Below are 24,734 nucleotides of genomic sequence, written 5' to 3'. Positions count from 1 at the left end.
TGCGCGAAGCAGCTGTCCAGCCCTGGATCAGACTCCGCGTCGGCGAAGCCTGCGCCACAACCCCAAACCGAGCAGTGCCACGACGACTGCCCCTGCGGCGCCGGCTGCGAGCCCCGGCGAGGCGGTGCTCGGCGGCTCATCGTCCGCGGCGAGGGTAGTGTCGATCCGCGTGGCCGATGCGACCGCCACGCTCGGGCTCGGCGCGGGCGCGATCGCGCTTCGGCTCGACGGCGCAGGAGTCGGTGTGGCCGGCGTGGCCGGTGCGGCCGACGTCGCGATGTGGCGCGGAGACGGGCTGGGCTTCGCAGCCGCGTGCGTCGGGTGGACTGACGACGGCGCCGTCGAGTGCGTGGTCGTGGGCGGGCGGGACGTCGAGCTCTTGAAGGTGAACGTGCGGGTGGGCCCGTACGGGAACGAGATCGCGCCGTAGGGGAGTTCATCCTGCGTTGTCACGCCCCCCACGGTCGGAAGCATCAGGCTCCACGTGCCGGCGGGAGCCGAGTCCGCGATCGTGAAACGGACACCGGAGGAATAGGTCTTGCCCGGTTCCTCGGTCAGGAACGTGTCGAACTCGTAGGTCCAGTTCTGGGAGCCGTCCGGGCCCATCGTGACCCACGCGTGCGTGACCGGGTTCATGAACTGCACCTGGACCTCGTGGTCCACCACGGTGCCCTTGGTCCAGAGCTCGAAGCTCAGCCCGCTGATCTGAACCGGCTTGTTGTATGTGCTCTGGCCGAACGAGGTGAGCAGCGTCACCGTCTGGCCCGGCTCGACGCGCTGGGGCAGCGTGCCGCTCCAGCTCTCGGTGATCTTCAGTTCGACGCTCGAAGCCGACGCCGCAGGCGCGGCGAACGACAGTGCGCAGCCGGCCAGCACGGCGGCGCACACGCTGGTGACCAGCGTCCGTCTGGTTGCCATTTCCCCCTCCAAGGTCAAGCAATCAGCCGAACAGTAGCCTGTCGCAGCCGTGGGAATCAATGTCAAAGTGCAGATGACAAAACGGCTCTCGCGCATGACGCGTTAGCATCTGCCCGTGATCCGTCATGCTGTTGAGTCACCTGGAGTTCGCCCGTGGCCCTTACCACGCCCCCGCGTCCGGTCGATGTCGAAGCCAAGTTCCCCGAGCTGCGGCCGTTGGCGCGCATCGCTACCCGGCTGCACCCGCGGCGCGGCAATCCAACCACTCGCCAGAGTTCGATCGGTGGCCCGCTCTTGTGGCCCGCGGCAGAACCGTGGCCGGTATGTCCCCACGCGGATCATCAGGGCTTGCGCGGCGAGACGATTGCGGGGGTGTCGCCGCTGACTCCGGCGCTTCAGCTCTATGTGCGCGATGTGCCGGAGCTGCCGCACCCCGAGGGAGTTGACCTGCTCCAGATCCTGTGGTGCCCGGTGCAGGAGGACCATGCGTTCATGGAGCAGCCCGTGATGCGGTGGCGCGACTCGACGTCCGTGACGGATTGTCTGGACGTCATGCCGGCGGCCCACCCGCAAGCGTGGGCGGATCTCATCCCGCGACCGTGCACGATCGATCCCGAGATCGTTGCCGACTACCCGTATGAGGACGCACCCGAAGAGCTGTACGAGAGCTTCGTCGAACACGACGAGCCGTTCATCGAAGAGGTCGAGGACGGCTGGAGCATGTGATCGCCGTCGCCGCCTGGCGCCCAGCCGTTGGTGTGCGGACAATCAAGGGGTGAGCGACGGCTCGACGAACGGGCTGGCTGATGTCGCCTACTGGGGTCGGCATGCGGAGGCGGTTTATGCGGAGTTCGGCGGCGACCGGCTCGGTAGCCCCGAAAGGCCACGGGGCTGGTTGGACTTGCCGCTGGATGAGGCCGAAGCCAAAGCGGAGGCGTTGCGGACTTGGGCGAAGAGCAGGACAGGGAAGATCGGCCTGATGGTCGCGTGTGATGAGCACATCGACTTCTACCGGCTTCAGCGAGCGGGGTGGTCGCATCCGCTGCACGTCGGCGCGATGGACGTCGCCGGGTGCGGCATTCTGGGCATCGAGTGGGACCAGGGCGACCATTCCATGCGGCATCGTGGCGAGCGCCGCTTCGGCCAGGCCTACCCGGTCACTCTGGAACGAACGGAGTGGCGGAAAAACGGCCTTGCGATGGACGATCCCGCCGTACGCCGCCGAGCGCGGATAACGACTGTTCCCGCCGAACGTGAACGTACTCGGATTCGGGGCTTGCACCTGACGTTACGTAAGGTGTCATGCTTCGGAGCATGGGGACTGAGGAGCGCATCTGGCGGATCGGCGACGTCGCGACCGCGACGGGGCTGACCGTCCGGGCGCTGCACCACTACGACCGGATCGGGCTGGTGGTGGCGTCCGGGCGGACCGTCAGTGGGCACCGGCTCTACACGAACGCGGATCTCAAGGTGCTCTACCAGGTCACGGCGATGCGTCAGCTGGGCTTGTCGCTGGAGCAGATCGGGAAGCTGCTGGCCCAGGACCTCCAGGTGCGCGGCGTGATCGACGAGCAGCTGGCCCAGGTGGACCGGCAGATCCGGGCCGCGAAGCGGTTGCGGGAGCAGCTGCTGGCGGCCAGGGAGGCCGAGGGCGGCGAGCAGGACGACGGCACCGGCCTGCTGGAGATCATCAAGCTGACGCATGACCTGGCCGGATACCTCAGCCAGGAGCAGATCGAGGCGATGCAGCGGCGGATGACGGATCTCGGGATCGTCGCCGAACACGCTGTCGGGGTGGAGATGCCGCGGCTCTACGCGGACGCGTTGGAGGAGCTGCGGGCCGGGACCCCGTCGTCCGATCCGGTCGTCCGCAGGATCGTGGACCGCCTGGACGAACTTTCCTCGATGATCCGCGGGGCCGACGCCTCGATCGGGGCGGCCGTACGGCAGATGTGGCTCGACCGGGGAGAGCGCAGCCCCGAGCAGAGCGGCGGGGAGTGGGGCGCGTTGGTCGCCTACCTCGACGAGGCTCGCGCCGGCCGTTAGCGATAGTCGAAGCCTCTACGAAATCCCGGCAGCGCCACGAGTGCCTTCGGGCTGCCCGAAAACGCGGAAGGAAGCACGATGACCATGACCACCGAACCCCCGGCCGCCACGGACCCGGCGATGCCGCAGGGTTCTCCCGATCCGGCGGCACCACCGGCGCGCGGGCGGTCCGGCGCGCTGCTCAAGCCGTTGCTCGGCGACCTGATCGCGCCGATCGTCGTCTACTACAGTGCCCGGTCGCTGGGCGCGACGGCAGGGCTCGCCCTCGTGTCGGGCGGCCTCACCTGCGTGCCGAGGCAGGTGTGGGAAGTGGTGCGGCGGCGTCATCTCGACGGCTTGGGCATCGCGGTGCTCGTGTCGTTCGCGCTCGGTGCACTGCTCTCGCTCTCCTCGGGCGACGTCCGTCTTCTCGTTGTCAAGGACGCGCTCTGGCCCCTGGCCGCGGGCATCGTGACGCTCGGCTCCTGCCTGCGCGGCAAGCCCGTCACGTTCTTCGTGTTCCGGCCGGTTCTGACGCAGGGCATCGCCGAGAACCGTCCGCTGTGGGACGAGGTGTGGGCCGCCGGAGGCGCGTTCCGGCGCTGCCTGCGCGTCCTGGCACTCGGCTGGTCGGCGATTCTGCTCGCCACGGCGGCGACGGAAGTGGTCCTTGCCTTCTCGCTGCCGCTCGGCGCAGCAGCCGCGGTGCCCGGGCTCGTGCCGGTGATCGCGGTGCCGGTGCTGCTGGGATGCACCGCGCTGTATGCCGGGCGGACCGGAATGGGTGTGCGGCGCACGCTCGATGCGATCGAATCCGGGCCGTCGGCGGGCACTGCGTCGGCCGACGGGTCGACCACCTCCCCGGACGCCGCCCGATGAAGGTCGCCGTGGTCGGTGCGGGGATCGGCGGGCTCTGTCTTGCCCAGGGATTGGCGCGCGCGGGTCTCGACGTCACGGTCTACGAGCGGGACAGCGCCCTGGACTCGCGGGCGCAGGGATATCGGCTGCACCTGCATGCCGGCAGCGCGCTGCACGCCTGTCTGCCCGCTGACCTCTACGAGCTCTGCATCGCCACCGCCGGCCGGCCGAGCACGGTGATGACCGTGGTGACCAAACGGCTGCGACTGCTGCGCCGCATCCCGCTCGGGCTGCCGACCGATCCGTCGAGCCCGTCGAGCCCGTCGAATCCGGCAGATCCGCTCGATCCGAAGACGCTCTCGACGTCGGTGAACCGGCAGACCTTCCGCGAGGTGCTCGCCGCCCGGTTGGACGATGTGATCGAGTTCGGGCGCGTGTGCACCGGCTTCTCGCAGTCCGCTGACGGGGTGCGCGTGCGATTCGCCGACGGGACGGAGGCGTTCGCGGACGTCTTGGTGGCGGCGGACGGCGTCGGGTCCGCGATCCGGCAGCAGTATCTTCCGCAACTTCGGGTGCAGGAGACCGGGTCCATCTGCGTCTACGGCCGAACACCGCTCACCGACCGGACCCGGCCCCTGGTGCCGGCTGCGACGTGGGACGGGTTCACCGCCGTGGTCGGCAGGGGCGTGGGCATGGCGACCGGGGTGCTCGAGTTCCGGCAGGCGCCACCGGCAGCCGCCAGCCGTCTGGCGCCAGACGTACGCCTCAGCCCAGTGCAGCCCTACCTCATGTGGGCGTTGACCGGCACCGCCGAACGGTTCGCGGGACCACTCGACGGCCTCGGCCCGATACAGCTGCACGCGGCGGCCCTGGCGACGATGCGACGGTGGCATCCCGACCTGCGCCGACTGGTGGAGTACGCCATCGCCGAAGAAACAGCGCTGGTTCCGATCCGCAGCGCGGTACCGATCGAACGGTGGCAGCCGAGCCGGGTGACACTGCTCGGCGACGCCGTACACGCGATGAGTCCCGCTCGCGGTTCCGGCGCGAACACGGCGTTGCGCGATGCCGCGTTACTCGCATCCGAGCTCGCCGCTGCCGAGCGGGGTGAGAAGGAGCTGGTCCAGGCGATCGGCGACTACGAGCGGGAGATGACCGACTACGGATTCGAAGCGGTACGCGCCTCGCTGAGAAGCTGATCCAGTTCAGGACCTTGTTCAGGGCCTTGTTCAGGACATTCTTCAGAGCCTGCGGAAGCACACCGTGTACGTGATCGACGCGTCGAGGCCCGAATGCCACGATGTCCATCCGTACGACCCGCAGTACGCGCCGTCGCTGTACTTGTTGATGCGCCCGGTCACGACGACGTTCGCCTCGCTGCACGGCACGTTCTCGAACGAGCCGACTTTGAAGTCGCTCGTGGCGAGACACGTGTTGACCGTCGCGTGGCCGGCGGCGTCGGGGTAGTTGACCGAAAGGCAGAGCACGACGTCGAGCTGGCTGTAGCCGGCGGTGTAGGTCTCCGTCAGATCCATGTTCGAGTACGAATGGCACTGCGAGTTGTCGGTCGTGCCGGTCAGCCGGGCTACCACTACGTAGTCGCCGATGACGCAGTTGTTCTCGAACCAGGTCTTGTCGGTACCGAGTTGGCCGATGACGCACGTGCCCTGGGTCGCGTGGTACGCGCTCACCGTGTCGCCGCTGTCACCGCCGTCGAGGTACGTCAGACACAGCACTACTTCGTCGCTGAAGGACGTCGCCCGGTAGTCGACGTTCCGCGCGTTCGAGCATCCCGAGTTGTCCGTGGTACCCGTGAGCACCGAGACGGCCCGGAAGTTCCCCGACGTGCAGGAGGCCTGCTGGAGAATCGGCTTGGCGAAGGACCCGCTGTTCGCGAAGCACTCGCCGGCCTGCGCGGACTGCCACAGGTCCGGCGCGCTCGAGGTGGCTGGCGTGGGGCTGGGCTCATCCGAGGACGCCGCAGCGGATGGTGAATCCGGCGGAGCAGGCTGGGTAGTGGTCTGCCCGTCGTCCGGCGGGCCGTTCTGAGAGACGTCCTGGGAGTAGAGGGCCTGCGCGGCCGGCGACGAAGAGGGGTTTCCCGGCCCGTTGGCGGAGGTCTCGACGAGGCTGTGCCAGTGCGACGGCAGCCAGGCCACCGCGACGATCAGGAGCAGTGTGGCGGCTGCCGTGAGCAGCGCCCGCACCCCGGCACCGCCTGGCGGCTTCGGGTTCCCGCCCTTGCCGCCGTTCCCGCCGTTCCCGCCCCTGACCTCTTCCGTGGTCCCCCCGCCGCCGCCCACCACGATGGTCGGCTTCTCCGGCGCGGTCAGCAGCGCCCGCAGAGCCTGCGCCCTTGCCCGGACCGGTCCGCCGGCCGCGTCGATCGGCAACGGGGCGTCCGTGGTCAGCTCGCCCAGCGCGGTGCGGCACATCGCGATCAGCTTGGCCGGGTCGGGTCGCCGGCCGGGATCCTTGGCCAGGCAGGCCTCGATCAGCCGGCGCACGTCCCCGTCGATGCCGCTCGAGTCGGGCTCGGTGAAGCAGATCAGATGGGTGTAGGCGACCAGTTCTCCCTCCTCCTCCGGCTGAAAGGCGTTGCGCCCGGTGGCGAGGAAGTAGAGCGTGGATCCGAGGCTGAAGACGTCCGACTTGCCGGTCACCTTCTTGCCCATGATCTGCTCGGGCGACTTGTAGGCGGGCGTGCCGAGGTTGCGGTGCGTGGTAGCGGCTTTGGTGGCGGCGACCGACTTGGCGATCCCGAAGTCGATGATCTTGGGGCCGGTCTCATCGACCATGATGTTGGCGGGCTTGAGATCCCGGTGGACCGTGTCGGTCGCGTGGACGGCCTCGAGTGCCTGGGCGACGCCCGCCGCGATCTTCAGGATGTCGCGCGGCGGCAGGGGACCGACCTGCGCCACGAGCTCCTGCAGCGACGGCCCGCACACATACGCCATGGCGAGCCAGGGCCTGGCGCCGGTGGGTTCCGCCTCGAGCATCCGCGCGACGAACCTGCTGCGGATCCTGCGGGCGAGGAGTGATTCCGCCGCGAAGAGCGAGGCGAATGCGGGATCGCGGCCGTACTCCGGATGCAGCACCTTGACCGCGACCGGCTCGCCCTGCTTGCCGGTGGCGAGATAGACCCGTCCGACCCCACCCGAACCCAGACGCGCTCTGAGCGTGTAAGGACCGACCTTCTTCGGGTCCTCGGCTTCGAGCTTCTCGAACCGGTGCGGGGGCACGAAATACGCAGCACCCCGGCTGCGCACGAAACGGAACCCGTCCGGGCGCCCGCTGTGGTGAACCTCGGGACCCGGGACGTCGAAGAACTCCGCGCTCTCGGCGGCCTGCTCGAACCGGCGGGCGACCTCGTCATTGAGGTCTGCGATGTCGGCGCCGGGCGGTGGTAGCTCGCGCGCGTCCCGGACGGCCTCGGCGAGGAACTTCGTGAAGTACGTCAGGCCCCCGTCCTGCTTCTCGAAGTAGGTCTCCTGCGCATGGCCGCACGCCGCCCAGATATACGTCCCGCCGCTGCGCTTCACTCCCGCGGCCGGCGAGGGCGCGCCGCGCGAGGAGATCTGGTCTGCGTAGTGCGTGGCGATGCCCGCGTTGCAGCAGTCCAGGATCAGGATTTTGACGCGAGCCCGGGAGGCCTCCATCTGCTCGCGCAGATCGCGCACCCGCAACGACGTCGAGCTGCGCAGCGACGCGGCCTCGTCGGTGTCGGCGAGCCCCAGCCCGAGGTCGTACCGGCCGTCCTGGGGGATGGGCAGGCCGTGGCCGGCGTAGTAGAACAGCAGGACGTCGTCGACGTTCTCGATCAGCTTGGTGATCTTGGGCAGCAGGCCGCCGTGACGCCGCTCCGGAAGCGACGTGATGCGGTTGGACGGCCATTCGCAGGTGTCGATCAACAGCTCGCGCATCTCGGCCAGACTGCGCGCCGCCGCCGGCAAGGGCGTCAGGATCTTGCTCGTCGGCTTGTAGGTCGAGGTTGCCAGCAGGATGGCGCGCGACGCATCGAAGTCGATGTCATTGCGGCGGTTCACTGTCGGCCCCCGCTGCTCCGAGCGCCCGGGCGGCCTGCTCGATCTTCGGCAGTAAGTCCGCCGCGTCGGCGCTGTGCACCTTGAAGACCGATGAGCCGACGCGCACCTCGATCGTGGTCACCCGTGCTTCGAGCCACTTCTGCAGCGCACGCAGCGCCACGACCACCGGCCCGCTGGTCTCGCAGGCCACGGACAGGAAATCCCACGCCGTACCCTGGCTGTTGCCCTCCGCGGGACGTGCCACAGGCGTCGCATGAACACCCTTGATCTTGCTGAGCCACTCCTGGAGATCGCTCATCTGACCCGCGTCATTGAACGACACGCGCAGTTCGGTGGTCATGTGTCCCGTCGCGCCTTCCCGCTCGCCTGCTTGTGTTTCCGTCCGGCGCGCCCGCAGATCCGCACTGCCGCGCCGAGCCGAGGCCTTACGAGCTGACAGTGTGTCAGACCACAGATGGTTCGACGGCTGAGCACGCGCAACCTCACGTTACGGTCCGATACCGCTCGCTGTCCCTCCGATGCCGAAGTTACCGGGAATCACGCCGTCACGTCGGGGACCGGTCCCCAAGTCGATCGGCACAGCAGCCGGAACCGCAGCCGGAGCCGGAACCGGCGAACGGCTCCCGCTAGCCGTTGTGGATCAATGGGAACCCGCGGGTTACCGGGCCCTTGCCCGCGTTCGAGCGGAGTGGGATATTGATCAACGGCCTAATACGGGCAGGGGTCGTTGGGGCGTGGAGGGGATAACTATGAGGTGGTTGGCAGGGCATGCCGTGACCTTGGCCGTGGCCACGACCGCGGTGGTGTTCACGGGAAGCCAGGGGGCTCAGGCCTCGACGGCGACCCCGCCGCCCGCCGGTGCCGCTACGGCGAGTTTCAGCGGCATTCCGTCGCACCTTGCCGTCGGCGGGAGCTTCACGGTCACGGTGACGGTCAAGTCGAGCTCGCCGGACCGGATCGTCGCCGAGGACGCATTCATCGGCATGTGGAACAAGGCGCAGGGCGGGTTCGAACAGACGAAGGGGATCACCGTCACGTTCAAGAACCCGACCACCGGGGCCTGGGAACCGCCGAGCAGCATCGATTCGAACGGGTCGTGGAACTACGACTACGCGAACCCGCCCACCATCGCGCCACACGGCACCTTCACCTGGGAGGCGCACGTGACCATCGGCGCCCCCGCGAAGCAGGGCACTGAACACGTCATCACCAACGGAATCGGCAGTTGGACTCTCGAGACCGCGACGGGGGAGCCGACGCCCGGGCTGCTCGACTACAACATGCCACAGACCACCTTCGGCTACGGGTCCGGGACCGGGTCGAGCGGCGGCGGGTCCGGGTCGAGCGCTGGCGGATCCGGCTCGAGCGGCACCGGCAACAGCAAACAACACACCGTCACACACACCGCCAAGCCGACCCACTCGGCTGCCCGTCCCACGCACTCCGCCCCGCCGAGCCACAGCCCGTCAGCCTTGCCGAGTCCGCCCGCCTCATCCGCAGCGGCGATCCCGTCTCTCGCCCCGAGCCCCATGCCGTCCTCCTCCTCACCGGCCGAGCGCCTCGACGCCGCGTACACGTCCAGCAGCACGCCGCTCGCGTTATGGGCGGCGGGGATCGTGGTGGCGATCGGATTGGCAGGGGGCTTGCTCGCCCGGAGGCGAGTGCGCAGGCAGTAGCCGCAGCGATCGTCGAAGCCGATCTCCAGCAGTTTGCTGATTCCCACCCGCGGGCAGGCGTCGGGCGTGTACGGTTCTGGCCGTTCCGCCTCCAGCCGCCGCTGAATCGAGGGAGCCAACCATGCCTGGCACTGACCTGGACGCCACCGCGCGGATCGCGGGTTCGGCGGTTGCCCGTGTGGCCGCCCACACGTTGATTCTTCAGGGTTTCGCTCTCAGCATGCAGGAGCAGCGGGGCGTCGGGTTCAGCTCGGGCCAATTGGCGCCGTACGCGGCCGCGATCAACGACGCCGTTCGCGCTGCCGGGGAGGTCTCGTTCGCGTGCCTCAACACGGCGGTGCCGACGGCAGCTCGAACGATCACGGGTTTCACCGAGTACTTCCAGACTCAGAGCTATCTCGCCGGCGCGCTGCAACAAGACTCGGACGTGGCGGCCGCGATCGCGTTGTTGACCGCCGTGCAGGAGCAGGTTGCCTCATTCAACGAGCAGGCGGTGGGTCTGGCCGATGGCCTGCGGAATCTGCGAGCCAGGTTCGTCCAGAGTCTTGCGGACATGGACAAGGCCGCCGCCGGCCTGGCGGTCGCGGCCGATGGCAACGACGGCGCGTTGAGGTCGATCGGCGCCGAGCTGCGTGACATCGACGACAGAATTCACAGGGCGCTCACCGAAGTCGTGGAGTCGGGCCTCGCCGATCCCGAAGGCGGCATCCGGATCGGCGTCGGAGCGCTTGCCGAGCCGGCTGTCGCCGGCGCATCCATGGCGGTGGTCGTCGGGGGCGTCGCCATCGCCGCGATCGGCGGAAGCGGAGACGACGTATCGCGACCTCTGGCCGAGGCGATGGACGCCAAGTCCGACCTGATAGCCGAGCGGGCCCGGTCGAATGCGGAGACCGCCCTCGCGGGTGGACTCGTCAGTGGTCTCAAGGGCCTGGACTGGGCGGCCAGTGTGGCGGCGGCCATCGCCCAGACCCCGGTCAACGCCTGGACCCGGATCCGCGACGACCTCGGCGCCCTGACGGCCGAGCTGAAGCAGGGAAGCACCACGCCGCAGAAGGTCGGCAACGCGTTGGCCCTCGCCGCGCCGGGTGGAGCCGGGGCCGTTCCGTCCGAGATCCATCGTGTTCTCGATCAAGTGATCACGGTGGACCCCGTCATGGACCTCCGGACGACTCCCGGCGCGCTGGTGCGCAAGTTGGCCGCGGCGAGAGGCTGAGGCGCCACGCGGGCGGCGCCGGGACGACGGCACCGCCTCCACGGCTACGCTTCGGGGATCACGCCCGTTTCGGCGAGCTTCTCGTACCAGAGTGCGCTGTCCTTCTTGGTGCGCTCCTGGGTCGCGTAGTCGACGTACACGATGCCGAACCGCTTCGAGTATCCGAAAGCCCACTCGAAGTTGTCCATCAGCGACCACGCGAAGTAGCCGGTCAGCGGCACGCCTGCTTCGATCGCGCGATGGGCGGACACGAGGTGGCGCTGCAGGTAGTCGACGCGCTCGGGGTCGTGCACGCGCTTGACGCCGTCTTCCTCGACGAGCTCGTCGCGGTAGGCCGCACCGTTCTCGGTGACCATGATCTCGAACTCGGGATAAGCCTCGTGCGTCGCCACGAGCAGGTCGTACAGGCCCTGCGGCGCGACGTTCCAGCCCATTTCCGTGTACGGCCCGGGCTGCTCGACGGATTCGACGCACGCGGCGCCCGGGTGCACGGTGCCCTCGGTCGGGTGCTCGGGACCGCGGCGCACCGTGCCGGTGCAGTAGTAGTTGATGCCCACGATGTCGATCGGCTGGTTGATCAACTCGAGGTCGCCGTCCTGCACGAACGACCAGTCGGTGATGTGCTTGGTGTCCATCAGCAGGTCGTGCGGGTAGAAGCCGCGCAGCTGCGGGTCCGTGAACGCGCGGTTCTGGAGGGCGTCGAGCTGGCGCTTCGCGTCGACGTCCTCGGGATTGGCCGGGTCCGCGGCGTACGTCATCGCCAAGTTGTTGGTCACGGAGAACTTGGCGTCCGGCCGCTTGACGACCTTGCGCAGCTCGATGAGCGCGAGGCCGTGGGCGAGGTTCAGGTGGTGCACGGCCTGCAGCGCCCCGATCTCGCTGCGGCGCCCGGGAGCATGGTTGCCGCTCGCATAGCCGAGGTAGGCCGAGCACCACGGTTCGTTGAGCGTGGTCCACACGGCGACGCGGTCGCCGAGGCGCCGGCCGACGACGCGCGCGTACTCGGCGAAGGCGTAGCTGGTCTCGCGGGTGGTCCAGCCGCCGCGGTCCTCGAGCGGCTGGGGCAGGTCCCAGTGGTAGAGCGTCACGATGGGCTCGATGCCGCGTGCGATCAGGCCGTCGACGACCTTCTCGTAGAAGGCGAGGCCGGCCTCGTTGATCTCGCCGGTGCCGGCCGGCAGGATGCGCGGCCAAGCGATCGAGAGGCGGTAGGCGGACAGGCCCAGGCTCTTGACGAGGTCGAGGTCCTCGTCGACGCGGTGGTAGAAGTCGATCGCGACGTCACCGGTGTCACCGTTCTCGACATTGCCGGGGACATGGCTGAAGGTGTCCCAGATGCTCGGTCCGCGCCCGTCCTCGGTGGCCGCGCCTTCGATCTGATACGCCGCTGTCGCGGCGCCGAAGACGAACCCGTCGGGGAACTTCAGACCGCTCACGCGGAAGTCGTCGGTGATGCCCATGACGTCGTGTCCCTCGTCCTTCGATGACAGGCGCGGCGATACCCGTAAGACAGCTGATCCGCCCCACGTGGCCCGGTACTCCGGCCGCAAGTCGTGATCATGCCACACCATTCGCGTGGAGTCATGTGGGGAAGGGCCGTGGGCGGCCGAGGCAAGGCCCGTCAATGTTCGTACTTGCGGCGTAGCGGCGCCGAAGGCCGCCTGGTCCTGCGGAAGTAGTCCTCTGCGAAAGAGGGAACGCACCCTTCGCGCTCCGTACGGAAGTCAGCCGGGTCCGTGCCGCGGTGAATTACGCAGAGTAATCACGAAGACCTGCGCGGCGACGGCAATAGAGGAGTCGTCGCTCAACGTGTCGCGGGAGATGCGGAGAATAGCGCTCGAGAATTCCTTTTACGCTCGGTAATCGGTTCCGCACTTATTGCGATGAATGCGGTCGAAATGACCATCCGTGCCGCGAACATGCTGGTCAGGCTCGCTTCAGGTCGACTTCTGGGGCGTTTTCGACAGGGCGCCGGGTGGGTTTTCCTCGACGCTTGGCGACTGTCCGATTACTCGGTGTGGGTAATTTCGGAGGATTTGGACAATCCGGTCAAAGTGGGTATTGTTTTCGTTGTGCACCGGCCCACGCCGTGAAAGTAGATTCCGGCACCGGTCGCACCCGCCGAGTCCGACAGGACGGCGCAGCGGTTCGACGAAGCTCCCGCAGCGACCATCCTCGGAGCCGGGGACCCAATGAGTACCAGGCACTCAACCGTGCCGGTCCCCCGGGGTGAATCGGCCCCCTCTTCACCAACGACGCCCACGACGTGCTTATGCGTCCGTGTCTTCGTCGCCCGGTGTGGGGGCTGTAGGGCGAACTCCCCTTCCGCCCGAACCCGTCAGCTAACCCGGTAGGCGGCCGAAGGAGAGGCTCTAGAACTCGTGCTGAAGAACCGCATGTCCACCTCCGCGTTCCGCACCTTCATCTCCAGCCCGCGCCGCTACCCCGCCGCCGCGCTCGCCCTGGCCGCCGTCGGCGTCGGCGTCGCCCCGCTGACCGCCTCCGCCGCCACCGCCCCGGCCAAGCCCGCCACCGCCCACGTCGCCCCCGCGAGCGTGAAGGCCACCGCGAGCACCGCCAAGGCCACCGCCGCCAGCACCACCAAGACCACCACCAAGACCACCACCACCCCGGCGAAGACCACCGCCAAGGCCGCGACCCCGACCAGCCTGTTCGCCGGCTCCACCACCGCGACCCTCGAGCCCACCGGCACCGTCGGAAGCCAGTCGCACATCACCCTGGACTCCGACCAGTGGTCCAACGCCACCTCGATCGTCAAGGCCGCTGAGGACATGCACCTGTCCCCGTACGCCGCGACCATCGCGGTTGCCACCTCGATGCAGGAGTCCAAGCTCCAGAACCTCAACGTCGCGGTCGACCACGACTCCCTCGGCCTGTTCCAGCAGCGTCCGTCCTGCGGCTGGGGCACCCCGAGCCAGCTCAACGACCCGACCTACGCGGCCAAGGCGTTCCTGAAGAACCTCCCCTCCGGCTACCAGTCGATGTCCCTGCACCGCGCCGCCCAGGACGTCCAGGCCTCCTTCAACGGCTCCCTGTACTCGCAGTGGGAAGACCAGGCCGCCCACATCGTCTCCACCATCGTCAACCACTGATAAAACCCAGCACCACACACAGCACACGACGAACCCCTCCCGGACACACCGGGAGGGGTTCGTCGTTATTTTGGTAGCTCATCCAGAGATGAGGGGGCGATAGTTGAGCGAGCCGGAACAGAGGCTGGCGAGGGCGATCGGCTCGAGGCTTGAGATCGCCCGGGTGGCCGCGCTCGACTGGGTGGACGGACCGACGCTCGGTTTCCTCGAGATCGAAGGGATTCACGGCGCCTGGTACTTCCGTCTGCTCGCGGAACATCAGCAGACGCAGGACGGCAGCGACTCGCGGCTCTTCGAGCTGTCCGCGGCTGCTCCGGGGGTCGTCGATGAGCTCGTGGTCAAGTCCGGTGAAGCGAGGAATCCAGACTGGACGGGGGTGTGGGTCCCGCGGTGGCAGTTCTCCGATGCGGCTGCGAAGGCAGCGGCGGATGCGTTCGTCGAGCAGGCCGTCTCGTCGGCTGGAGCGGTCGCGTTCATCATGCGAACGGGCGACCTCCACCGAATCGCCGAGGTCTGGCGAGTCGCCCGGCCGAGTTCGGCGGAGTGGGCCGCCAAGTGAGCGCGAGCCCGCCCATGTGCCGCGCGCGAGCAAAAGGTTGCGGGCCGCTCAACCTTCCCAAGGTGACGGAATGCTGACACGTTGATACGGGGACTAATGAGACGGGGACTCATGGGACGGGGGGAGAAGATGATCATCACGCCGACGTGGTGGCAACCCAGCATCGTGATCTCATGGGGGGTCCTTGCCGGGGGGTGCGTTGAAGCCGCCGTGAGCGAGCCGCATGGCGTTTACTCGTTCGGCGCGCTGCTGCTGCTCTGGCTGCTCGCCTGGGCCGCAGGGCGCTCGATACGGCTGGAGGTCACCGAGGCCGAGGTGATCGTCACCCGGGGCTACGTGCGCATGCAGTCGAACGTGCCCCGGCGGGTGGCGCGCAGTCGGCTCGGTGCGATCCACTACTACCCGAAGGTGATCACCTTCTGCGGACCGGACGGCACCCTGCTCATGCGGACCAAGGCCGAGTGGAGCCTGAAGCAGATGATCACGGTCGCGGCCGAGCTACAGGTTCCCATCTATGACAACAGGCGCTTCCTCCACCTGGTGCCGAGGAGAACGGGACGCCTGGCATACGACCCCGTCTACGGCCGGCGGCCCCGCTGACGGGGACGGGCACTGGTTCCCTGCCGGTCAGCCTTCCTCGCCGCGCCGCCTCTTGCGGCGGAAGTACACGCCGGTCCCTCCCAGCGCCACGAGTGCAAGCGCTCCGACGCCCGTCGCGAGCAAGGTGCCGCCGTGTTGCTTGCCTGCCGAGTCAGAGGTGGCGAGGGCGACGGGGTCTACGGCGGGCGCGGCGGTTGACTGGCCCGATTGAGGCACGGCACTGGTCGTTTGCGTGAGCGCGGCAGATGGCTGCGGGCTCGCCGAGGGCGGAGCGTCGATGGTCGCCGAGGCAGCGACGCGAGACGCGGCCGTGTTCACGCCCGTGGAAGATTTGCTGCTGGCGGCTGGGGCGCCGCTCTTGCCGTGGGCTGACGCCGGAGGCGAATAGGGCGGCGAGTTCCCATCGGTGACGCCCGGAGGAAGGACGCTGGTGCCCGTGTTGAAGCACGTCGCGCAGTCCAGCGCCCACGAGGTCTGAAATCCCGGCGCCTCGACGCCTTCGCGGTAGAGCGCTGCCACGCTGGCGAAGCCGTAGTTCGAGTCGTTCCACGAGGTGAACTCCAGGCCGAGTTCCATCGTCGTCGAGCCCGCCTTGACCGGCAGGTAATCCGGCAGGGTGGCAGTGGCGCACACGTCCCTGGCGTCGCCCCCGAGCGTCGGGCAGGAGCCGGGGACGGCAGTGGCGCTCGTCCAGGAGCCGTCGATCTTCCAGAAGACCTTGGGCCAGACCAGTTTGACGGAGTTCGGGATCGTGCTCAGGGTGACCTGCGGCTCGACCAGGCAGTCGGGACCGTCGTTCTGCACGGTCGCGGTGATGGCGATCATCTGGTTGATCGCCGACGTCGACGCGAAGTACTGGTCTACTGAGGCCAGGAGGGAGTCGCAGCCGCCCAGCGAAGCGGCGGGGGCAGAGGTCGAGGCCGCCGTGCCCGCGGCTTCGGCCGTCGACGCGGCGGCCACGATGGTCACGCCGAGCAAGGCGGCCACGGTTGCCGCGCCTGCGAGGGAAAATATGGAGTGGCGCGCGGGGCGTGAGGCGGACATGGCGTTCCCGTCGCATTGAAACGGAGGACGAAGGCGGGCGAGGTTAGCAAGGGCTCGGCCAACGGTGCAACCGCCCTTGTAAAGCACGTGGGAACATGGCTGGGGCGTCATGCATGCGATCCTCGATTTCCTTCAGCCGGGCTGGGAAGATCGCGACTTCTTCATCGCGTATGGACGCGTCTAGGCGGCCGCGGCTGGGCGCCATCTGTCGGCAGAGCCTGGGAAGCTCTCGCCATGGGCGTGATGTACGACTATTTCGCGGCGCCTTCGGACGCCGCCGCCGCTGCGACTATCGACCTGGCTGGCGGTCCAGGCGGCCCACTGTCCCAGTTGCCGATGCCGTTTCGCGACCTGGTGGCGAAGTACGGGTTTGAGGGCGCGCGCCGATTCCTGAAGTCGACGGTCCGCGTATCCGACGCAGGCATTCCTGCACTGTTCACGAAGGGGTTCGACCCGGTAGCGGATCTTGGTGCCGTGTATGCGCTGCTGACCGGCGCAGGTCCCGAAGTTCTCGACAAGCTGGGCGATGTTGTGGTCGCCGAGAGGGATGGTGGCGAGCGGCTGGTCCTCTCAATAAGTGCCGAGGTGAGCGACAGCCTCGCCTGTTCGACCCCGGGCGATCTTCAGAGCGCTGCGGCTGAGTGGGTCGAGGCCGAATCGCCATATCGTCAGGTTGACGTGGAAGGCATCTCGGGTCTTCTTGAGCAGCTTGCCGAACTGGCTCGCATGGCTCGTGCCCGTGGCGATGGGCTGTACTGCTGGGTGTGCTTGTGACAGCCACCTGCGTTGTTGCCGCCAGGATGCCTGACCAAGCGGGCAGGTCAGAGAGGCCGCACGTTTCTTCCTCACAAGTCGGCAGCTCAGCGTGACCGGCCGATCCAGGCGTTCATGAGCTCCGCCGCCAACCAATGTCCGCGCCGTTCCGCTTCGGCGACGACTGTGACGCCATCGGCGCTACGCAACGGGTCCGCCCCACGGGCAAGGAGCAGCGCGGTGACATCGACATGCAGCGGCTTACCCGTCTGGTCGTGGCCGTCGATCTCGGTGTCTACCGCGTGACGGAGCAGGGTCCAGCCGTCACCGTTATCGTCTTCGACGTCATGACCGGCATCGTGAGGTTCGGATCTTCGCTCCGGCGCCCCGGGAAACGCGGAAGAACTGCGCTTATCGCGAAGAACTTGAACGGGTCCGGGCATATGGCTAGAGTCCGGTCCAGATGTCCGCGCTGGCGGGGCTCGGGGCCTCGGGGCGGAGATCTGCGCCGCGCGTCGACGACGCGGGCGTTCACAGCGTGACCGCGGCTCGTGCACCGCGGACCTCCATCCCCTTTTGGGGCCCATTCGCCTGGCAGGACCGGGATTCTCACTCTCACCCGTGGGTGACTCCTGCGCGACTTCCCGCCGCAGGACCGTGAGCTGTGTTCCGGCTAGGCGTCATCGGAAGAGGACCGCATGTCAGCTCACCGTCCCCCCACGCACCCGACCCGTCCGCCCACGTACCCGACTCCCGTCCCGCACCCGGCCCGTCCGCATCCGTATCCGTACCCGACCCGCAGGACGCTCACGGCGCTCGCGGTCGGGGCGAGCGCGCTGATCTCCCCGCTGCTGGGGCAGATCGACGCGCACGCCGACGCGGAGGAGCCGATCTCGCCCGCCGCGTACGAGCAGGAGCTGAACGCCGCGGCGACCGCGGACGAGGCCTACGACGCGGCTCTTGCGCAGGCCGCGCAGCTTCAGCAGAGGATCGACGCGCTTCAGGCGCGGATCTCGTCCGACATCGGCGCGCGCGACGCTCTCCAACGGACGCTCGGTTTTCAAGCCGCGCTGCAGTACCGGGGCGGTGCGATGCCCGGCCTCGAGCTCGTCCTGGACGACGACCCCGCCGCATACCTGAACGCGGCCCTGGTCCGCGAGGAGATCGCCGGCGAGGATACCAGGGCCTTGCGATCACTGGCCGAGGACGAGGCGCGGCTCGCCGCGGACCAGTCGCTCGTGCGGGCCGACCTCGCCCGACAGCAGGCGGCCGTCGACGCCGCGCAGGGCCGCAAGGATGCGGCACTGGCCGCGGCGAAGGGGGCGGAGGCGATTTTCGACGCCCTCGGCAGCGCCGGGCAGCGGGCCGTCTCCGCGGCCGGGCAGGGGGTGGATCCGGGACGGGTGCATCTGACCGCGACGGCTCCGAACGCGCGCGCCGCCGCCGCGGTGGCGTATGCGGAGTCGAAGGTCGGCGATCCGTACTCCTACGGTGCCGCCGGACCGAACGCGTTCGACTGCTCGGGCCTGACGATGGCGGCCTGGGCGCGGGCCGGGGTCGCGCTGCCGCACAACGCCGCCGCTCAGGCCGCGATGCTGGCCGCGGTCAGCGTCTCCCAGCTCGAGCCCGGCGATCTCGTCTTCTACAGCTACGACGGCGGTGCGATCGCGCATGTGGCCGTCTACGTGGGCAACGGACTGGTCGTCCACGCTCCACGGCCCGGTGAGGACGTGCAGTACGGCAACGTCTTCACCGTCGGCCCGATCGTGCGCGTGGGCCGGGTCACCGCCTAGCCGGCACGTGCGCAGTCGCGAGAGCACGGATACCTGGACGGGGTGGATCGTATGGCGGGCAGAGGGCGCCCGAAGGCCGAGTTGACGCTGACGGCGACGGAGCGGGCGGAGCTGCTCCGAGCGGTCCGAGTGGCGCAGGCTTGGCAGAGCTATGTGCTGCGTTGTCAGATCGTGCTGGCGAGTGCGGACGGCGCAACCGACATGCGGATCGCCCAGGAGCTGGGCGTCTCGATACCGACGGTGGGCAAGTGGCGCGCCCGTTTCCGGGCCGCGGGCATCGACGGGCTCGTGGACGTCCCCAGGCCTGGGCGCGGACCCGCCGTCAGCCGGGAGGAGCGTGCCTGGATCGCGGCCCTCGCCGCCGGCGGTCCGGGCGTGTCGGCGGCCGTGGGGGAGGCAGCGGAGGCGGCGTCCGCGGACCACTGGACCCTGGACGCGTTGGCCGAGGCGGTGCGCGGTGAGGGCATCGGCGTGGGCCGCGCGCAGCTGCTGCGGATCCTCGAGGACGAGGGCGTCCGGTGGCGTCGAACGACGTCGGACGGCGCGCAGACACCGTGACGCCGCGTAGCCGCGCCCGCGTGCGGCTGCGGCTACGCCTGCGGGCCCTCGTCCTCGTCGCCGTCTCCGGGCTCGGACTCGGTTTCGTACCCGCCTTCATCCTCGTCCCCCTCGGCCTCCCGGCTGTGCCGCAGCAACGACTCGACGAGGGCGGCGACGTGCTGGCGGTCCCGCGCCGAGAGCTGCTGGAGGCTCGCGATCAGCAGGTCCACCTCGGGCGCGGGCGCGGGCTCGTACATGTAGATCCCGACCGACTGCGCGGCCGCGCGCCGGACCACGTCCAACGGCAGCTCGAGGCCTTGGGCGAGGCCGCGCAGCGTCGCGGACTGCAGCATGCGCACCGGCCGTTCCCCGGAGACGAGATGATGCACGGTCGACTTGGAGATGCCCCCGCGCCGCGCCACCTCCCCGTAGGACAGGCGCTTCTCCTCCATCCGCTGGCGCATCAGCGTCCGCAGCGGGTTGGGCGTCTCAGCGTCCTCGGTCGTCGGAGCGGTCGCCGGGACGGCCGAGGCGGCGCCTTCGCTATGAGAGCTCGATCGAGGACGTCCACGGCCGTTCGCAGGGCTCGACTCCACACTCATTCTGTTTCGACCCGCGCGCGCTGCTGGCACGTATCCATCCCCTTCCGCTCATGGCGATTGTACCGGGGTGATGGGCGTGTCGTTTGCATGTGCCGGGTTTAGGGGATAGCGTTCGTTCGTCCAAACCGAACGATTCGTTCGGCAAGATTAGACGCTTAGCGCCGCATGCGCGGCAAGGAGAAACCATGAGCATCAAGATCGACGAGCTCGAGGCCGAGTCGGCCGAGCTGCTGCCCGGCCGTGAGGCGCTGGGCCGCCTGCGGTTCAGCTTCACCAAGACGGTCAACGTCACCAAGCACGTCAACGTCGCACATGTGGACGCCACCAACCTGTCCGAGGCCGTGAACTACCAGTCCGCCGGCGCCACCGCGGCCAGCGAGGCCGTCCAGACCATCAGCATCACGCAGTAGTCGGGGCGGGGCCGCGCGGCGGCTCCAGGGTCGCAGGGCGCGACGCAACGCGGCCTGCGGCAGACGCGCCATTCTTCGATGCCGCGCGTTCTCGAAAGTACTTCATTTCCGGGTTCCCCGAAACCCCTTCGTCTTATTCCACTTCCCTGACTTCCCCGACTGAAAAAAGGAAATTCGCATGAGCATGAACATCGACGAGCTGAACGCCGAGTCGGCCGAGCTGCTGCCGGGCCGTGAGGCGCTGAGCACGCTGAAGTTCAACTTCACCAAGAACGTCGTCGTCACCAAGCACGTCGCCAACGTGGGCGCCACCAACCTGTCCGCGGCGGTGAACTTCCAGTCGTGCGGCGCGGACGCCGAGTCGGCGGCGGGCCAGACGATCAGCATCCACCAGTAACGGCGGCGTGGGCCCGCCGAGTCGGCCCGGCGGCAGGCACGACTGCCGCCGGCCGCCTCGGCGGGCAAGCATCGCAGCCGGCTGTCGAACTCGCTCGCCGCGTCCGTTGAGACCGCACGGACCCGGCATCGGCAACCGCATCCGAGACACCATCCGACACCGCGCGCCCACCCCCGGCGCCGCGGCGTCCAGGGGCACCCACAGCCGTCCAGTGAGGCCGCGGCACCGGCCCCGGCACCGGCGGACACCACCAATCCGCAGCCGTCCGGGCCGGTCGTGACGCGCGCCGTCGAACGAGTTTGTGGAGGATCGAGCCAGAATGACTGCCACGGGGACGACACCCCAGGCGTCCATTCCGGGACCAGGCGGCTTCGCCACGACCCCGTGGCTGCCCCAGTCCCGGATCCCGCAGTCCCGGATCCCGCAGGAACCGGTGCCGGACCCGGTATTCCCCACGCCCAGGCGGAGCCAGGGGTTGCGCCTGCACGGCGAGTACCAGGGGTCCGGGCTCACGGAGCCGCGCTACATCGCCCGCCGGGGCGACGGGCAGGTCGTCCAGCTCTCCCGGCTGCTCTACCTGGTCGCCGGCGCCGCGGACGGTGTGCGCGACACCGAGGCGATCTCACACCGCGTCAGCGGCGAGTACGGCCGGGAGGTGAGCGAGGGCAACGTCTTCTTCCTCATCGACGAGAAGCTCATCCCGCTCGGGATCATCGTGCCCTGGGGCCAGGAGGACGACGAGGTCGTGGCTCCGCGCAGCGATCTCCTGCTCGCGCTCAAGGGTCACAAGGTCCTGTTCGACGAGCCGCGGGTCGGCGTGATCGCGCGCCTCCTCGCCTGGCTGCACCACCCGCTCGTCGTGGCCGTGGTCCTGCTCGCGGCCGTCGCCATGGACGTGTGGCTCTTCGGCTTCCACGGCGCGATCACCCCGGTGCTCGCCGTGCTCGACCAGCCGGTGCTCATGCTCGCGGTCTTCGCGCTGACGGTCGCCTCGCTCTTCTTCCACGAGTTCGGACACGCCTCGGCCTGCCGGTACAGCGGGGCTTGCCCGGGCTGCATCGGCTGCGGGTTGTTCCTGATCTGGCCGTCGATGTACACCGACGTCACCGACGTCTACCGGATCGGGCGCGGCGGACGGATCCGCACGGACCTCGGCGGGATCTACTTCAACGTCGTGTTCATGCTGTTCCTCTACGGCTGCTACGGGCTGAGCGGGCAGACGTTCCTGCTCAGCGCGATCTACGTGGGCCACTTCGAGGTGCTCGAGCAGCTGATGCCCGCGGTGCGGCTGGACGGGTACTACATCCTGGGCGACCTCGCCGGGGTGCCGGACCTGTACGGCAAGATCGGCCCGATCCTGCGCAGCGCGATCCCGGGCCGTCCGGTGGCGCCCGAGGTCGCCGGGCTGCGGCGCTCGGCCCGGATCACCGTCACCGTCTGGGTCGCCACGATGGTTCCGCTGCTGGCCGCGGATCTCGGCTATGCGCTCTGGAATCTTCCGCGAATCCTGTCGACGGGGGCGAAGTCCCTCGCCCAGCAGGTGGAGGGAACGGGTGAGGCGCTGGGGCACGGGCAGATCGCGGCGGGGCTGGCCGGCGTCGTCGGCTCCCTGATGCTCATCTTCCCGCTGGCCGGCACCGTCTACCTGTCCGTGCGCATGACTGGCCGGCTCATCCGCGCCGCGCGCCGCTCCACCGCGCAGCGTCCGCGGCTGCGGATCGCGATGTCGGTCTCGGCGCTGGTTCTGGTCGGCGCGCTGGGCACGGCTTGGGTGGCCGGCCTGACGCCGAAGCCCATCCCGGCCCAGCCCCCGCTGGTACCCGTCCTGCAGCCGGGTGTGCCCACACTCGTCCCCGCCTCCGGTGTCTCTCCGGCTTCGAGGCCCGGGGCCACGCCCTCCGCCACCGTGCACTTCCCCGGCATCGTGGCGTCGGGCACGCACAGCCCGTCCGCCGCCGCCACCGCGACGGCGTCCGGGGCCCACCCCTCCATGACCGCGAGCCCGGACCCCGTCCCCTCTACCTCGGGGTCCGGGCTCGCTTCCTCGAGCGCGCCGAGCACCTCGGCGACGCCCTCGGCGAGCTCGCCGCCGCCCACCTCGGCGACGCCGAGCCCGCCGCCCACGGCGTCTTCGGCCAGCCCGATCGCCAGCGGCACCTGAATCCAAGACCACGCCGACCGAACCGAATCCGACCGACAAGGAACAAGGAGCATCCTGATGAAGACCGAGAAGATCACACGACACCGTGCCGCGACCGCCCGCGGCGGCATGTTGCGTTACGGGGTACTGGCCTCCGCGTGCCTCGGCACGCTCGTCCTGGCCACCGGTGCCGCCCAGGCGTTCGCCGGCGTCGGCGTCGCGGCGGACGGCGCGCACGCCCTGGCGAACCCCGGACACCGGGACGTGTTCAGCGCCTCGTTCGACGTGCACCAGTACGGCGAGGTCCTCGCCGGCAGCGTCCGCAACCAGGCCGAGGCTGAGTCCATCGGGTGCTCGGACCGCTCTCCGTGCCGCTCGATCGCGCTGTCCTTCCAGATCGTGACCATGGCGGGCGAGCAGGTGCACCTCAATGCCCTGAACCTCAGCAGCGCTGAGAACGTGCACTGCGACGGCTGCGAGACCCTCGCCGGCGCCTACCAGTTCGTCGTCTCCACGCCCGTCGCGTTCACGCTCAGCCCGCAGGCCCAGGCGCAGCTTCAGCACATCCACGCCGAGCTCAATGCTTTGAGCACGTCGCATGCGTCCATCGCGCAGATCAAGGCCGACGCCGACGCTCTCGCCGCCCAGGTGACCGCGCTGCTGCGGACCGCGTCCGCCGCGGCCGCGGCCGGTCACGCCCAGCCCGCGGCGAAGTCCGACGATCCCCTGGTGACCATGCACCGCGTCTTCCACCAGGGCTGAGCCCGCACCCTCCACGCTCGCCCGACTCGACGCCCGAGCCGCCGCCGCGGCGGAACCCTCCGCCGCGGCCGGGCTCGCGCTCCGCTCTACGAAGTAAGGCTCCTCACTCCTCACCCCACGGAAGCGACTGTGATCGCAGACGACGGCGCGACCCCGGCCGGAGGCCAGGGCATGAAAGCGTGCAGGCGCCCCTCGAGCGCGCGCCCTTCGAGCGTGTTGTCCATTCCGGTGGTCTTGACCTCGGATCCCGGGCCGAGGGCGGACGCGGGCTCGGAGGCCGGGGTCCGCCCTCCGGCCGCCGTTCCGCCCCGGCCGGCGGCCCCGGCTCAGACCCCGGCCGCGGCCGCGACCCGGCCGCCCGCGCCATCGGCCGCCCGGCCGTCCCCGCCATCGTCCCCGCCATCGCCCGCGCGCCACCGAGCCCGGCACAGCGCGCCGAAGAGCGGTGCGACACATCGCATCGCCGCGCTGTGGACCCGTGCCCGAGACGCGATCTCAGCCCCACGACCAGAGGTGTAGAAGTGCTGTCCGAGGGAACGAACGGCCGTGTTCCGCGGTCATGGAGGCCACGCCCGAACGCCGTGGCGACGAGTGCGCTTGCCGAACCACCGCGTACCGCGCGTAGGAGGCGGAACGCGCCTGGGGAGATCACCGCGGTCCTGGAGCAGGTGGTGCGCGACTGGCCTCGCCAGCCGGCCCATTCCGACTGTTTCCATGCCCGGCTGCTGCAGTACGCGCCCTATCCCGTCCCCAAGTCCCGCAGCCTGACGCCGCGTCAGCTGGCCGGGCAGTTGATCGCCTCGGACCGCTTCCGCGCCCTGAGGCTGGGCCGGTGGCTCCGGCGGCCGGACAGGCCGGCCATGAGGGCGGCCGTCGAAGCCATCTCGCCGCTGCCGTTGCGCGAGGACATCGAACTGCTCGTCACGGCGCTCTCGCTGGCGGCCGAGAACCAGTGGGAGCGGCGGCGTGCGACCGCGGTCCTGATCTTCGTGGTGCTCAGCACCGTGGTCTGCTTCGCCGTCCTCGCCGCGAACCAGGGGTGACCACGATGCCGAGAACGATCCAGCGCGCACGAGAAGTCCCGGGCGCGCGAGAACTTCTTCCCGACACAAGCAGGATCGGAGGGGGCAATGATGCCGAAGCGCATCCGCCCGTCGCTCAGGAACACCGAACCGGGCACAAGGTGATGCCCGGAGAGAGCGGGGGCGACGACGATGTATCGAATAATCCCGGACCAGAGCTGGGTATGGAGATGCGCCTGCGGGGACGTGCGGCGTACCGGATG

Annotated in this window: 26 protein-coding genes and 1 riboswitch; of the genes, 19 read left to right on the top strand and 7 right to left on the bottom strand. The window is 69.2% G+C overall.

The genetic code is table 11. From position 1 onward, the window contains the following. Positions 1-27: 27 nt before the first annotated feature. A complete protein-coding gene (locus ACTRO_RS15800; RefSeq protein ID WP_034263843.1) occupies positions 28-918 on the bottom strand; it encodes a hypothetical protein in 891 nt (296 codons plus the stop codon). Between the two features lie 153 nt (positions 919-1,071). Between ACTRO_RS15800 and ACTRO_RS43385 the strand changes: the two genes are divergently transcribed. From ACTRO_RS43385 to ACTRO_RS15780, 5 genes are all read left to right on the top strand, one after another. Next, positions 1,072-1,644, top strand: coding sequence for a hypothetical protein (locus ACTRO_RS43385; RefSeq protein WP_157436258.1), 573 nt, complete (start codon positions 1,072-1,074; stop codon positions 1,642-1,644). A 49-nt stretch (positions 1,645-1,693) separates the two neighbouring features. After that, on the top strand, positions 1,694-2,290 hold the full coding sequence (locus tag ACTRO_RS48910; protein ID WP_211244273.1) for a hypothetical protein: 597 nt from the start codon (positions 1,694-1,696) through the stop codon (positions 2,288-2,290). Then, a complete protein-coding gene (locus tag ACTRO_RS43380; protein WP_051450901.1) occupies positions 2,233-2,964 on the top strand; it encodes a MerR family transcriptional regulator in 732 nt (243 codons plus the stop codon). The genes ACTRO_RS48910 and ACTRO_RS43380 overlap by 58 nt, the downstream gene beginning before the upstream one ends. A 78-nt stretch (positions 2,965-3,042) precedes the next feature. Further along, positions 3,043-3,822, top strand: a complete 780-nt coding sequence (locus tag ACTRO_RS48105) for a VC0807 family protein (RefSeq protein ID WP_034263842.1) — start codon at positions 3,043-3,045, stop codon at positions 3,820-3,822. Next, positions 3,819-5,000 (top strand): FAD-dependent oxidoreductase, encoded by a 1,182-nt coding sequence (locus tag ACTRO_RS15780; protein ID WP_034263840.1) that lies wholly within the window; start codon positions 3,819-3,821, stop codon positions 4,998-5,000. The genes ACTRO_RS48105 and ACTRO_RS15780 overlap by 4 nt, the downstream gene beginning before the upstream one ends. 42 nt (positions 5,001-5,042) lie before the next feature. Here ACTRO_RS15780 and ACTRO_RS43375 read toward each other — a convergent pair whose 3' ends face one another. Beyond that, positions 5,043-7,847, bottom strand: a complete 2,805-nt coding sequence (locus ACTRO_RS43375; RefSeq protein ID WP_051450900.1) for a serine/threonine-protein kinase — start codon at positions 7,845-7,847, stop codon at positions 5,043-5,045. Then, complete coding sequence (locus ACTRO_RS15770) at positions 7,831-8,187, bottom strand: effector-associated constant component EACC1 (RefSeq protein WP_051450899.1); 357 nt, start codon at positions 8,185-8,187, stop codon at positions 7,831-7,833. Before ACTRO_RS15770 ends, ACTRO_RS43375 begins: the two co-directional genes overlap by 17 nt. Positions 8,188-8,596: 409 nt before the next feature. Here ACTRO_RS15770 and ACTRO_RS15765 point away from each other — a divergent pair, with 409 nt between their 5' ends. Together ACTRO_RS15765 and ACTRO_RS15760 are read left to right on the top strand one after the other, a co-directional pair. Continuing rightward, a complete protein-coding gene (locus ACTRO_RS15765; RefSeq protein ID WP_157436256.1) occupies positions 8,597-9,523 on the top strand; it encodes a hypothetical protein in 927 nt (308 codons plus the stop codon). Between the two features lie 121 nt (positions 9,524-9,644). Next, a complete protein-coding gene (locus tag ACTRO_RS15760) occupies positions 9,645-10,736 on the top strand; it encodes an HBL/NHE enterotoxin family protein (RefSeq protein ID WP_034263838.1) in 1,092 nt (363 codons plus the stop codon). Positions 10,737-10,780: 44 nt separating this feature from the next. On the opposite strand, the gene ACTRO_RS15755 is transcribed toward ACTRO_RS15760, so the two are convergent. Continuing rightward, complete coding sequence (locus ACTRO_RS15755) at positions 10,781-12,196, bottom strand: GH1 family beta-glucosidase (RefSeq protein ID WP_034263837.1); 1,416 nt, start codon at positions 12,194-12,196, stop codon at positions 10,781-10,783. Between the two features lie 423 nt (positions 12,197-12,619). Here ACTRO_RS15755 and ACTRO_RS47230 point away from each other — a divergent pair, with 423 nt between their 5' ends. The 4 genes from ACTRO_RS47230 (at position 12,620) to ACTRO_RS15740 (ending at position 15,008) form a co-directional block, all read left to right on the top strand. Next, positions 12,620-12,829 (top strand): hypothetical protein, encoded by a 210-nt coding sequence (locus ACTRO_RS47230; RefSeq protein WP_157436254.1) that lies wholly within the window; start codon positions 12,620-12,622, stop codon positions 12,827-12,829. Between the two features lie 58 nt (positions 12,830-12,887). Next, positions 12,888-13,108: riboswitch (cyclic di-AMP (ydaO/yuaA leader) on the top strand. A gap of 9 nt (positions 13,109-13,117) precedes the next feature. Beyond that, the gene (locus tag ACTRO_RS48905; RefSeq protein ID WP_051450898.1) at positions 13,118-13,849 is read left to right on the top strand and encodes a hypothetical protein; all 732 of its coding nucleotides are present in this window, start codon (positions 13,118-13,120) and stop codon (positions 13,847-13,849) included. Between the two features lie 163 nt (positions 13,850-14,012). Continuing rightward, positions 14,013-14,408 carry a hypothetical protein gene (locus tag ACTRO_RS15745; protein ID WP_157436252.1) on the top strand — a complete coding sequence of 132 codons (396 nt, stop codon included), beginning with the start codon at positions 14,013-14,015 and terminating at the stop codon, positions 14,406-14,408. Positions 14,409-14,537: 129 nt separating this feature from the next. Then, positions 14,538-15,008, top strand: coding sequence for a hypothetical protein (locus tag ACTRO_RS15740; protein WP_157436250.1), 471 nt, complete (start codon positions 14,538-14,540; stop codon positions 15,006-15,008). 27 nt (positions 15,009-15,035) lie between these two features. Here ACTRO_RS15740 and ACTRO_RS15735 read toward each other — a convergent pair whose 3' ends face one another. Further along, the gene (locus ACTRO_RS15735) at positions 15,036-16,052 is read right to left on the bottom strand and encodes a hypothetical protein (protein ID WP_157436248.1); all 1,017 of its coding nucleotides are present in this window, start codon (positions 16,050-16,052) and stop codon (positions 15,036-15,038) included. 234 nt (positions 16,053-16,286) lie between these two features. On the opposite strand from ACTRO_RS15735, the gene ACTRO_RS15730 reads away from it, so the two are divergent. Continuing rightward, positions 16,287-16,826 carry a hypothetical protein gene (locus ACTRO_RS15730; RefSeq protein ID WP_034263830.1) on the top strand — a complete coding sequence of 180 codons (540 nt, stop codon included), beginning with the start codon at positions 16,287-16,289 and terminating at the stop codon, positions 16,824-16,826. Positions 16,827-16,912: 86 nt separating this feature from the next. Here ACTRO_RS15730 and ACTRO_RS45700 read toward each other — a convergent pair whose 3' ends face one another. Further along, a complete protein-coding gene (locus ACTRO_RS45700; protein ID WP_211244272.1) occupies positions 16,913-17,248 on the bottom strand; it encodes an ankyrin repeat domain-containing protein in 336 nt (111 codons plus the stop codon). A 255-nt stretch (positions 17,249-17,503) separates the two neighbouring features. Between ACTRO_RS45700 and ACTRO_RS43370 the strand changes: the two genes are divergently transcribed. Together ACTRO_RS43370 and ACTRO_RS15715 are read left to right on the top strand one after the other, a co-directional pair. Further along, entirely contained in the window at positions 17,504-18,598 is a 1,095-nt protein-coding gene (locus ACTRO_RS43370; RefSeq protein WP_051450897.1) for a C40 family peptidase, read from the top strand. Between the two features lie 51 nt (positions 18,599-18,649). After that, positions 18,650-19,156, top strand: a complete 507-nt coding sequence (locus ACTRO_RS15715; protein ID WP_051450896.1) for a helix-turn-helix domain-containing protein — start codon at positions 18,650-18,652, stop codon at positions 19,154-19,156. A 32-nt stretch (positions 19,157-19,188) separates the two neighbouring features. Here ACTRO_RS15715 and ACTRO_RS15710 read toward each other — a convergent pair whose 3' ends face one another. Beyond that, complete coding sequence (locus tag ACTRO_RS15710; RefSeq protein ID WP_211244271.1) at positions 19,189-19,734, bottom strand: helix-turn-helix domain-containing protein; 546 nt, start codon at positions 19,732-19,734, stop codon at positions 19,189-19,191. A 191-nt stretch (positions 19,735-19,925) separates the two neighbouring features. Here ACTRO_RS15710 and ACTRO_RS15705 point away from each other — a divergent pair, with 191 nt between their 5' ends. The 5 genes from ACTRO_RS15705 to ACTRO_RS15685 all read left to right on the top strand — a co-directional run bounded on the left by ACTRO_RS15705 (position 19,926) and on the right by ACTRO_RS15685 (position 24,492). Further along, positions 19,926-20,150: a hypothetical protein gene (locus ACTRO_RS15705; RefSeq protein WP_034263826.1), complete on the top strand. Its 225-nt coding sequence runs from the start codon at positions 19,926-19,928 to the stop codon at positions 20,148-20,150. Between the two features lie 178 nt (positions 20,151-20,328). Further along, a complete protein-coding gene (locus ACTRO_RS15700; protein WP_034263825.1) occupies positions 20,329-20,547 on the top strand; it encodes a hypothetical protein in 219 nt (72 codons plus the stop codon). A gap of 319 nt (positions 20,548-20,866) precedes the next feature. After that, positions 20,867-22,708: a hypothetical protein gene (locus ACTRO_RS15695; RefSeq protein ID WP_211244270.1), complete on the top strand. Its 1,842-nt coding sequence runs from the start codon at positions 20,867-20,869 to the stop codon at positions 22,706-22,708. A 57-nt stretch (positions 22,709-22,765) separates the two neighbouring features. Further along, the gene (locus ACTRO_RS15690; protein WP_034263821.1) at positions 22,766-23,449 is read left to right on the top strand and encodes a hypothetical protein; all 684 of its coding nucleotides are present in this window, start codon (positions 22,766-22,768) and stop codon (positions 23,447-23,449) included. A 671-nt stretch (positions 23,450-24,120) separates the two neighbouring features. After that, on the top strand, positions 24,121-24,492 hold the full coding sequence (locus ACTRO_RS15685; RefSeq protein ID WP_157436246.1) for a hypothetical protein: 372 nt from the start codon (positions 24,121-24,123) through the stop codon (positions 24,490-24,492). Positions 24,493-24,734 lie beyond the last annotated feature (242 nt).

The sequence above is a fragment of the Actinospica robiniae DSM 44927 genome (genome assembly GCF_000504285.1).
GTDB classification, from domain to species: domain Bacteria; phylum Actinomycetota; class Actinomycetes; order Streptomycetales; family Catenulisporaceae; genus Actinospica; species Actinospica robiniae.
This window is presented reverse-complemented; position numbering and strand designations above follow the sequence as displayed.

What these genes read in the sequence shown, in the direction of transcription:
- ACTRO_RS15800 (WP_034263843.1), bottom strand. Translation starts at nt 918, where the DNA reads ATGGCAACCAGACGGACGCTGGTCACCAGCGTGTGCGCCGCCGTGCTG.
- ACTRO_RS43380 (WP_051450901.1), top strand. Translation starts at nt 2,233, where the DNA reads ATGGGGACTGAGGAGCGCATCTGGCGGATCGGCGACGTCGCGACCGCG.
- ACTRO_RS48105 (WP_034263842.1), top strand. Translation starts at nt 3,043, where the DNA reads ATGACCATGACCACCGAACCCCCGGCCGCCACGGACCCGGCGATGCCG.
- ACTRO_RS15780 (WP_034263840.1), top strand. Translation starts at nt 3,819, where the DNA reads ATGAAGGTCGCCGTGGTCGGTGCGGGGATCGGCGGGCTCTGTCTTGCC.
- ACTRO_RS15770 (WP_051450899.1), bottom strand. Translation starts at nt 8,187, where the DNA reads ATGACCACCGAACTGCGCGTGTCGTTCAATGACGCGGGTCAGATGAGC.
- ACTRO_RS15765 (WP_157436256.1), top strand. Translation starts at nt 8,597, where the DNA reads ATGAGGTGGTTGGCAGGGCATGCCGTGACCTTGGCCGTGGCCACGACC.
- ACTRO_RS15760 (WP_034263838.1), top strand. Translation starts at nt 9,645, where the DNA reads ATGCCTGGCACTGACCTGGACGCCACCGCGCGGATCGCGGGTTCGGCG.
- ACTRO_RS15755 (WP_034263837.1), bottom strand. Translation starts at nt 12,196, where the DNA reads ATGGGCATCACCGACGACTTCCGCGTGAGCGGTCTGAAGTTCCCCGAC.
- ACTRO_RS47230 (WP_157436254.1), top strand. Translation starts at nt 12,620, where the DNA reads ATGAATGCGGTCGAAATGACCATCCGTGCCGCGAACATGCTGGTCAGG.
- ACTRO_RS15740 (WP_157436250.1), top strand. Translation starts at nt 14,538, where the DNA reads ATGATCATCACGCCGACGTGGTGGCAACCCAGCATCGTGATCTCATGG.
- ACTRO_RS15735 (WP_157436248.1), bottom strand. Translation starts at nt 16,052, where the DNA reads ATGTCCGCCTCACGCCCCGCGCGCCACTCCATATTTTCCCTCGCAGGC.
- ACTRO_RS15730 (WP_034263830.1), top strand. Translation starts at nt 16,287, where the DNA reads ATGGGCGTGATGTACGACTATTTCGCGGCGCCTTCGGACGCCGCCGCC.
- ACTRO_RS45700 (WP_211244272.1), bottom strand. Translation starts at nt 17,248, where the DNA reads ATGCCCGGACCCGTTCAAGTTCTTCGCGATAAGCGCAGTTCTTCCGCG.
- ACTRO_RS43370 (WP_051450897.1), top strand. Translation starts at nt 17,504, where the DNA reads ATGTCAGCTCACCGTCCCCCCACGCACCCGACCCGTCCGCCCACGTAC.
- ACTRO_RS15715 (WP_051450896.1), top strand. Translation starts at nt 18,650, where the DNA reads ATGGCGGGCAGAGGGCGCCCGAAGGCCGAGTTGACGCTGACGGCGACG.
- ACTRO_RS15705 (WP_034263826.1), top strand. Translation starts at nt 19,926, where the DNA reads ATGAGCATCAAGATCGACGAGCTCGAGGCCGAGTCGGCCGAGCTGCTG.
- ACTRO_RS15700 (WP_034263825.1), top strand. Translation starts at nt 20,329, where the DNA reads ATGAGCATGAACATCGACGAGCTGAACGCCGAGTCGGCCGAGCTGCTG.
- ACTRO_RS15695 (WP_211244270.1), top strand. Translation starts at nt 20,867, where the DNA reads ATGACTGCCACGGGGACGACACCCCAGGCGTCCATTCCGGGACCAGGC.
- ACTRO_RS15690 (WP_034263821.1), top strand. Translation starts at nt 22,766, where the DNA reads ATGAAGACCGAGAAGATCACACGACACCGTGCCGCGACCGCCCGCGGC.